3 protein-coding genes are annotated in these 10,011 nt (G+C 60.5%); all 3 read right to left on the reverse strand.

Features of this window, described 5'->3' with window-relative positions:
- The coding region (locus EOA27_RS09130) for an HIT family protein (protein ID WP_189561990.1) at window positions 1-187 on the reverse strand (187 nt) is incomplete at its 3' end.
- A 166-nt stretch (window positions 188-353) separates the two neighbouring features.
- Window positions 354-5,453, reverse strand: coding sequence for a RecQ family ATP-dependent DNA helicase (locus EOA27_RS09135; protein ID WP_127255988.1), 5,100 nt, complete (start codon window positions 5,451-5,453; stop codon window positions 354-356).
- Window positions 5,454-6,028: 575 nt separating this feature from the next.
- The gene (locus tag EOA27_RS09140) at window positions 6,029-9,862 is read right to left on the reverse strand and encodes a hypothetical protein (RefSeq protein ID WP_127255990.1); all 3,834 of its coding nucleotides are present in this window, start codon (window positions 9,860-9,862) and stop codon (window positions 6,029-6,031) included.
- Between the last annotated feature and the right edge of the window lie 149 nt (window positions 9,863-10,011).

Below are 10,011 nucleotides of genomic sequence, written 5' to 3' on the forward strand. Positions count from 1 at the left end.
CAGAAGTGACCGCCGCCCTTTCTTGCTCTTCCAGGTCGCCCCAATCGGCCACATGCCGTCGCGGTACAATCAGGAGGTGGCCTGCAGAAACGGGATAGCCATCCCAAAACGCAAAGATGAATTCATCTGCAAAGACGATGCTCGCCGCATCGATTGAGCAGAACGGACAATTCGCCTGGCTTCTCAAGACTCCCCCTTGCAGTGCTCGGTCAGTAACTACCCGCGAACAATTCTAGAACCATATGCACGCTTTCGCGTTGTGCGTTGCGTTCTTGCGCCGATCAACGGCTCCCTTGTAAACACTGCGGTTTCCTCCAGCCTTGAGGTAGTTCGCCGTGCCTAAGGGCAAACTATCAACCGAATACAAGCTCCGGTATGATCGCTTCCCAGACATCCCGGTGAAGGTTCACCCGATACTCTTCCTGGTTGTCGGATTTGCGCCAGCGCACGATCGCGCCGATCTCGCCACGAAGGAAGCTAAGGCGCTCGGGTGGTGACCAGCTTTTGGCCATCCGTCCAAGCGCTTGTCCGTGAGCATCCTGCATCATCCAGGTGAGACCTTCGGGCGCGATATGAATCGGATCTCCTACTTTCGCCGCCGATATTGCGGCAACTGAGGGATGCCCTGTCCTGAGACGCCCCGCCCATGACAGGTCCACGCTCTTGAGATTCGGCACTTGGTACAGCGCGGTCTGAAGAGCAACGGCCTCAGTGACGCCTGGCGCGGCTCGGCGCAGTACATACTCTGCGCCTCGCGTGATGAATGGGTGGTTCCCTTCAGCAATGATGGCGAGGCTGCGTCGCGCGCGCGTCATGGCGACATAGAACAGGCGGCGTGGCGCATCAGTGTCCTCGCCTTTGGAGGGCCTGTCCCAGCCGCCATTCAGAATGACGACATCATAGAACTCCAGACCTTTGGATCGGTGCGCCGTCAGAAGCAGCAGTGCGCGCTGCTCGCTGCGGGCATCATTGGCCCATTCGGCGAACCACTCGACGAGGTCCGGCACGGGCATTGTCTTGTTTGCGAGCTCTTTGGCCAGTGCGGCGATGCCTTCGGCGATAAGGTCCGTCCAGCGGTTGGACGGTATCGCGTTCAGCACATCCACCAGATCACGGATGGCTAGCAAGCGGGCAGGATCGCGGCGCAGGCCGTCAATGAACTGCTGCATCTCGCGTAGGCGCCAGATGCTGGGCAGGCTCTCGTTTGCCATCTCTACCGGAACGCCAAGCGCTTCGGCGTAGGCCCGTACCGGAGCCAATCGCCGCCAGTCGCGGGCGATGATCGCAGCCCGGGCCCAGCTCCACTCCGGATCAAGGCGCGACAGCCGAACGAGTTCATCCACTGCGGCCATCGCCTGCGCCACGTCACCGGATGGACAGTCCAGCACCTGCACCCGCCCTCGGGCCACCGGATCGAGCGCCGCCATCTCGCCACCGGGCAGTGTCTTGCTGCGCTTGCGATCGATGGCAATGTCGTGACCGGCTTTCATCCGGTCAGCCGCTGGCGCAATGATTGCGTTGGCCGCCGCGATGATATGTCCGGTCGAGCGGTAGTTCTCGATCAGGAACTCCGGCCGTGCACTGTAGTCGGCCTCGAACTGGCGGATGAAGCGGATGGACGCCCCGGCGAAAGCGTAGATGTTCTGGTCATCATCGCCCACCGCAAAGAGGCTGAGTTGAAGCTCCTTATCGCCAAGTGAGCGGCCCGCGACGGCAGAGATCAGTGCGTATTCCTCAGGGCCGATATCCTGATACTCGTCCACCAGAATCCAGCGATAGCCCTGGATTAACGTTTCGCGTTGCGCCTCTGCCTCGAGCTTACTTAGGCCTTCGCCGTTCAACTGGCGCACAGCTTCCAAGACCACCCCGTCAAAGTCGTGCGACTCGCTCGCCGCGCCGGCAAAGCTGGCTCCCACCAGCCGCATAGCGAGGGCGTGGCAGGTGGATATGGTCACCGCATTTGCATCGTCGCCGATCAGGTGCCGCAGTCGGATGCGGATCTCAGCGGCGGCATGACGGTTATACGTCAACACGAGGATGCCGCGCGGATCCTCGCGGCGGACACGGATCAGGTAGGCGATGCGGTGCACCAGAACGCGCGTTTTGCCCGAACCCGGACCGGCCAGGACCAACACGCTGGTCTCGTCTCGGGGATCAGAGACGACCTTCTGTTGCATCGGATTATCCAGCGACTCGACGATCGCCTTCCACGAGGCCCCCGTCGTCTGGCGCCGGAGCTCGAGGCCCTTTCCCGGCATCCAGCGGCGCAGGAAGGTGTCGCGCTCCAGCACGAAGTAGTCCTCGGAAAGTCGCAGCGCCTGATCCATCGCGGCAAGGCCCTTTTCGGCATAGGCCGCCATCACATGGGTCTGGATGGTCTGCTCAGCGTAGTGTTCCTCCAGCGGGACAAAATCTTTGGCGGTAAACTGGCCACCAGAGGGGGCTAGATGGACCGTCATCGCCTGTCGGAACACCGTCAGGCCTTTGCCCAACGTGACCACCTCCTGCTCGTGCAACCAAAGAAGGGCGCGGTCCATCAACTTCGTCATGTCCTGAACGTCGCTGCTACGCAGCAAGGCGTCTCCGGTCAGGCTGGCGAGCAGATCTCCCATAGTGGTTTCGGCCTGGATGTCTTTGCCACGGCTGCCCTTCGGCAGTTTGCCCAGTAGATGCGCCAGCAACAGTTCGGCGCCTTGCTGCCGCAGGTTTGCTGTCTGTTCCAGTGCCTGCCAGGACCGTTGCAGCGTCACCATCAATGTATTGCGCGAAGCCTTGCGTAGCCGCAGGTTGCCCTTGCCGCCATCCTGATCGCGCCCGTCGCGGCCCATGCCGCGCAGCAGCTTTTCCACGATGTCGGGGCGCACCGCGCTATGCCCCTGATTGCGGAGTGCCTGACAGGTCTCGGCCAGGTGTAGGGGAATGCCCTCGGCACCTTCGGCATCAGGGGCGACCTCGCGCATCAGGGCGATCAGCGCAGCTTCAAGCTGTGCGGCCTGCGTCAGCCGCTGCTGCGAATGCCCCTCGACGGCGACATGGATAAAGATCGTGACCGCCACGTCGTTGCGGGCGATCCCTAGCGTCTCGAGATCTGCCATTGCCTTGATCAGCATGCCGCCCGTCAATCCGCTGACCCCGGCCAGCTCATCGGTGGAAATGCCTTGATCGGGGGGCGCGTTCATCAGGTGTCGGGTGATATCCAGAAGCTGGTTGCGACGGGTGCCGGTGATAGCGGCCCTGGCCAGGATCGCCTCGACTTCTTTCAGGTTGCGGATCCTCAGGGATGAGGGGAAGACCTGAACCCGGTTCTCCTCACGGCTCAGGAGCGTGGCCTCTTCCAACCACGACACTGCGGTTTTCACTCTGGTGTCGTCGGTGGCGCTGTCGCGCTCGAACTCCTGATCGCGTTCGGCTCGCACGACTTCGCCCGAGGTGGCGACTACGGTACCGGTCTTCTTCATTCGGTCGTCCAGCCGCCGCAGGGCCTTGAGGATTGCGCCGATTTCGTGCCGGGCCAGCCGCGAACGGGCCGAAAGCGAGAATTGTCGCTCGACATCCTCGGAGGCGAAGAGCAGGACGCAATTGGCGGGTGCACGATCGCGGCCGGCCCGGCCGGCTTCCTGAAGGTAATTCTCCAATGACCCGGGAATATCGCCATGCACCACCAGCCGGATATCGGGCTTGTCAATCCCCATCCCGAAAGCATTGGTCGCCGCGATGATCCGCAGTTCGCCGATGCGGAAGCGTTCCTGGATGTCGCGTTTTTCCTCGGGCGTCAGACCGGCATGGAAGTGTTCCGCCGACAGACCTTGCTGTTTGAGGAAGTCAGCGACGCGTTGCGTCTCGTTGCGGGTGGCACAGTAGACCACCGCACCCGAAGCGCCTTCCTGCGGCAGCTTGGCCTCGATTACACCGAGGATATCAGCCAGCTTGGTGCCGCGCTGCGTTGGCCGCACCTCGAAGCTCAGATTGGTGCGCACCGCGCCGCCGTCTAGCAGCATCAGTTCGCGGTTCAGACGTGACTGGAAATGGTCGGAGATGTCGCGCACCACTTCCGGCTTGGCGGTAGCGGTCAAGCAGAGCACCGGGGCCGGCGTTACATCGCCCGAAGCTTCCTTGATGAAGCGGCTGACATAGCGGTAGTCCGGCCGGAAATCGTGGCCCCATTTCGACACACAATGCGCCTCATCCAGGACCCATAGTCCGATCTCGCGCTGTGCTAGCACCGACCGCACCGAGTTGCTGCGCAACTGCTCGGGAGAGATCAGGAGCATCGCCGCTTCTCCCATGCGCACACGGTCCAGCGCATCCTGCCGCTCCGGCATCGACAGCATTCCGTTGACAGTGACGGCCGAAGAAATTCCAGCCCGCGCCATGCCCTGCACCTGATCGGCCATCAGTGCAACCAGCGGAGAGATCACCACAGTCAGCGCACCGGTCTTGTCGAACTTTGAGAGGGCGGGGATTTGGTAGCAGATCGATTTGCCGGTGCCGGTAGGCAAAATGCCGAGAATACTCGTCCCACGCATCGCCTCATCAACGATCCGCTCCTGCAGCGGACGGCCTACATCGTCCACAGGCTGCGCGCGAAAGCTATCGAAACCAAACCAACGCGACAACGCACGGACCGGGTCGTTCTTCTCGCTGCACCAGGCGCAATCCGAATTTCCACAATTGGTATCACGCAGATGCCGCACGATGAGCGCCGCCTCTCGAAACTGCGCTCGCACCCACGGAGGCATGACGGAATCTCCACCCGCCACCAGGATCCAGGACAACGCATAGGCCATGGGCCAACCGAGCTGCGGACTCGAAAGACGGCCCAGCGTTTGCTGGACCCGCCTTTCGCAGGCACGCCCAATCAGCAGTCGCGAAATCGCATCCTTGGCCGCAGAAAGATCGGGTGCCGGCGCCCCCCGGACCTCCTGAAACACTGCATCGAATCCACCTGAGTTCTCCATTCGCGTAGAGAGGAAATGAAACGCCGCCACTGCGTCGGGCTGGTCGGCGTGCTGCTGCGACAAAGCTCCCAACTGGTTGCGCAGCACTTGGAACACCAGCCGCGCGTCCATTTCAGGGTCATTGATATGACCCGCTTGCAAGCGGCCGTCATGGTAGTGCTTGACTAGGTGATGATAAGGATTGCGCGGAAACGCGAGGGGATTGATCCACAACGTGTCAATCGGCGATCGAACAATATCAGCCAACCGAGGTCGCGCCGCGAGTAGATGAGGCAGGTCATGGCGGATGACGTTGTGACCGATCAGAAATCGGGTCTCAGATAACTCTGCTTCCAAACGATTGAGGGCTGCAACCAGATCGTGTTTCTTCGCCACGATGGAAATAGAAGGATCATCGCGGACCGCTGCAAACGCGAAGAGTGTAGCGGTTGTGGGGTCCACTTCCAGATCGAGGGAGACACAACGCTGCAGGAACGGCTTGAAGGGCTCAATCATATTTCAACAAGGGCTTGCACGACGATGCGCTCAGCGAACATGAATGAGCGTTCGACAAATGGTCAACGTTCATCTTACCCTGACAACTTTGACTGAAAGCTAACTTTTCCGGTGACGGGATTCACTTTGAGTCGGACGGGACTGTTCGGCCCCGGACCTGATTTTATCGATCAAGGGTATTCGCTCGGTATGCTTATGGCGTGAGAACCGGTTTCGGATGTTGTCCAAAAAGGCGCGGTCCCGAATTGTCCGGAAAGTCGACTAGTAGGCTTCTACCTTACGGGCTCGCCGTTCGTTCCGGAAGGTCACCGTTAGGGAATTTCAAAGGTTAGCTTTGGCGCGCCGCGGTCGCATCAAGTGCAATGTGGAATGCGATAGCGATCCATACCCACATTGATTGCGCGATTGCAAATGGCCGTTATGCGCCTGATGTCGGTCGTTGGACGGTCTTGCTTAAACCCCAAAACCTGCCGATCCGGTCGGCTTGCGCGACGTCTACCATGTAAGGGCGAGCGACCATCAAGAGCAGTTCGAACGTTAAGCGTATTCGGAAGCTAATGACCCGTGTTCGACGTCTATACGAGTTCTGTTGCCCGCCGCCTGGCCAGCAGGGGGTCGCCGAAGACAGTCAGCGCAAGGCAGTTCGCGGGAGATTTCCCGAGCGCGCGTTCCACGGCTTTGTTGCCTTCGAAGTTCGCCGTAATCACAGGCTCTCCGGCGGACCATGCCTTCATGAACGCAGGCAGCCAGTATGGGGGCACGCTCGCGCTGAGCGGCCAGGGCGATGCGATTACCGCCGAACAGCCCTGATCGAGCAGTTCCTTTGCAAGCCCGGTTGTGGTGTCGGCCATGGGGTGCTTGTCGAACCTTCCCGCGCTGCAAACAAACAAAATGACAACGCCTGCGTTGCGTACCGCGCTCGATATAGCGTCGGGGGTCAGTCTCATGTCGGCATCATCTGCCACTACCTGAAAGAAGCGGCCTTCCGGAATGATGCTTCCGTGCGCAGTGACGATTGCGAGCTCGGCACCCGTCAGGCGTTCCGGGACCGCAAGCCCTGTGTCGAGGCCAATCGAGTGATCGCGAAGCGTTCCGCTGAGCCTGTCGGCCAGCACTCCGAGAGTCTGAATGGCTTCCGGGTCGTCCGAGATGGGTATCCACGCGAACGGTGCACGAGTCCTCGGCGGGCGGGCTCTCGCCTCCTTGAGCCAGGAAAGGGACGGTGCGGCCGCCACGGGGACCTGCAAGCCGAGCAATTCGCCGGATGCCATGAGCAGGTTCGCAGGGAGCTGCTGCAGCGCAACGTCGGCAACAAGAAGAGCGGGCGTCGTCGGGGCGGCGCTGATCCCAAGTTCGCGCATGCTGTTGTAGAACACGTTCGGATCGTCTGAATCGAAGGCGTATTGGTACGGGTACTGTTCCCCCCACGTGTCTAACGCTGCCTTGGAAAAGACCTCCGCCGGTTCAACTATCGTCGCTGACAACTCGCCACCTTCTGCGGTAACGCGCACCACGCGGCTTGTGTCCGCCACACCGAGCAAAGTGACGCTAATACCGTCGCGCGAGATTTCCTTCGCGATTTCCGCCGGCTCCTCGATCGAGCATGGAAGGGCAGAACCGCTGTCGGCGGATTGACGTTTGATTGCCTGGTCGGCGAGAAGCTCGATTGCGAACGCCGCAACTTTTGCATCGTCGCCCGCCTCCTTAGAGTCCAGCAGCCTCCGTGCCGCCATTGCCACGGGACGAACATCGTATGCCGCATCTTCCGAATGCCGCGCGGGTTCGAGGCGCTTCGCGAAAGACAATACATCTTTTGCCGCCGGTCCCCCTACAGACAGAGTCCGGACCAGCGAAGCGTTCGGCTCGCCGAGTGCTGCCAGGGCCGCCTCCAGCAGTTCCCGCGTCCTCTCCGGTACGGCAATTCCATTGACCTCCGCCATCCGGATCGCCTGTGCCAGCAAAATCGAGACAGGGGCGAGTTCGTCATGAAGGTCGATTACGGTCTGGCAGTTATCGGCAAGAGTGGCAAGAAACTCAGCCATGTTTTCCCGAGCGGGGATCGTCATCAGCAATTCGCGGAAGCGAAGGCCAAGTTCGATCGTTTCGAGGCGATGCCCCTGAGATTGCTCGACCCCCATGGTCCGGAAGAGTTGCTTTGCAACGGGCAGAAGCGAGCGCGCGAAGGCGGTCATGTTCAGGTCACGCATCAGCCGGATCAGGCCATGAGTTTCATACCATGCTTCTTCGGGGCCGACTGGCGCTTCGCATGAAAGTGCGCACGCCATTCCAACAAGCGATTCGGTCAGGTTGTGGAGGCGATGATAAATGTCGGCAAAGCCGTACCATGCGATACGCGACCGCAGCGGATCATCTCCTGCGACCTGAAGGCCATGTTCTGCAAGGTTGCGAGCATGCTGGACTCGTCCGGCAGTCACGTACGCGCCGCCAACCAGCCTTATCAGCATGAGATCGATGTTCGGCGCGCTAGTGTGCGGCGCGGTTGCCAAGGCGATCGCCAGAAGCTTTTGGATATAGTCGATATCCGAATCATCGCGCAGGCTTTGGCTTACATGCTCGATCAATCCTGAAAGCCCGTTCATGAGCGTATCCGCCTGCCCATTGAGAAGGGCTGCGGGCAGCGTCGTGCGGCCCAAAACAACGACCCGTTGGTCAGCTAGCCAATGCAGCGCCGATTTCAGGAAGGGCATGAGGCTTTCTTCGTAATCCGCCTGGCCCCTTGCCCGCAGCCCTGGCGCGTTGCCCGTCGGCGCCGGGGCAGCTTGCACCAGCTTCAAGGTTGCGGTCGCGATCACCGGCAGGCCGTAGGTCCCAGTGACTTTTACCGACAGAAGCTTTGCGAGTGCCTGCCGCGTCTCGGCGTCGGCGGGATTACGTGCAAGGTAGCCCAGAAGGGCATTGACCGGTTGATCCAGGTCCGCCGGATCAATACCGAGCCCGCCATGTTCGTCACGGCGGATCAGCAGCTGTTCGATGGCATGCAGAAGCGCCCATGCGGATCGCTGGGCGTTTCCTCCTGTCAGCTCGAGCGTCATCGCGAGAGCGAGTGCTTGGGAGAACAGACCACGCGCATCCGCATCCCGGATGCAGGCGAGCCGCGCCTGGACGAGCCGGCCCGGCCAACGATCCGCGACCTCGGCCAGGACAGTTTCGTAGCCGGACTTGTCGGCACCAGACAAAGCGGCAGCGAGCCGCTCATTGTAAGCAGCAACCTCTTGATTGATGCCGGGCGGCGGCGCTGCAAGCATTGCAGTGACGCCCGCATAGTCGCGCGCCTTCAACAGTAATCTCAGGCGATGCCTCTGAAGATGGTGCGAACCCGGAAACATGCGTTCGAGCTGCGCAACACTTCTTGATTCAAGCTCTTTCTCGCCGAGATCGTAAGCGAGGTTCACAGCGGCTTCTAGCATTTCCTCCGTAGCCAGCTCGCTGATAGCCGGGTTCAGCAGCTCCGCAGCAAGGTCATGCGCGCCAGCTTCGACGGCGATTATGGCAAGCTTTACGCGGCCCTCGGGGCTGGGATCTGATCCCGAGCGCAAATCCTCCCGGATCAGCCCGGCAGCCTGCGGCGCAAGCCCTGCCTGGTGAAGCATCTGGATTTTCAACCCGGTCTTGTGGCGCCTGAACTCGTCGGGCAACGCGTCGATGGCCGCAAGCACGGAACCAATGCGGCCGGCCTCGATGGCGGCAAACCACAGCTCTGCGTTCTCTGCCAGAACGCCATCGATATCGTTGTCGTTTTCAGCGGTCAGCAGACCACAGTTTTCGACCGACAGAAGAAGGTCTGTGTTGCCTTTGCGATGCGGACGCCACTTACCTGTATGAAGCGCCACATAAAGCTCGTTCCGACCTGCGACAGCTACGGCCTTTGCCGCGAGGCTGTGAAAGTGGGGGACCCACAAATCCTCCTCCAGCCCCAGCTGGCCTGGCTTGGCGTCGGGAAGTTCGAGCGCTTCATCGCGGTATTTTGCCCCGGCACAAAGTATCAGGACTGAGTTTCGCCTTGCCCTCTTAACAATCTCCGTGACGGCATCGACCTGCAGGTTGGCGGCGTGAACAATCCCTAGACGCCTTGGTAAGACCTGCAGTTCCTGCTCGTCGAGCGGCCTGCCGCGATGCACGGCAACGGCGTTGGCGAATGCGGCCCTTACGTCCTCCACCGTGTGTTCGGAATCTGGTGGAAGCACCACTAGAAATTCCGAGATCGGGTTACGGCCATTCTCGTCTTCAACCATGGACAGGATGAAGACCATGTTCGCCACGTGCTGCAAAACGTCGAAGGGCCCGCAACTGAAAATATCGCCTCCGCCGAAACCGAACGGGGAGCTCTGGAAGAAGTACGCTATGCCGTCGAGATCGAAGCTGAATCGAGGTGCGCCTTCGCCCTTCATTTTGTCGTCCGTGTTATGAGCATCTAATCTTGAGATCGAATCTTACAGCTTCGGGCTGAACACCACAGGTGTGACAGTGCGCAGCCGTGCCCAACCCATCATCTATTGTGGTGGCCTCTAGGTAGCAAGCAGACAGATCACATCGGATG

The sequence above is a fragment of the Mesorhizobium sp. M2A.F.Ca.ET.037.01.1.1 genome (genome assembly GCF_003998075.1).
Taxonomy (GTDB): Bacteria; Pseudomonadota; Alphaproteobacteria; order Rhizobiales; family Rhizobiaceae; genus Mesorhizobium.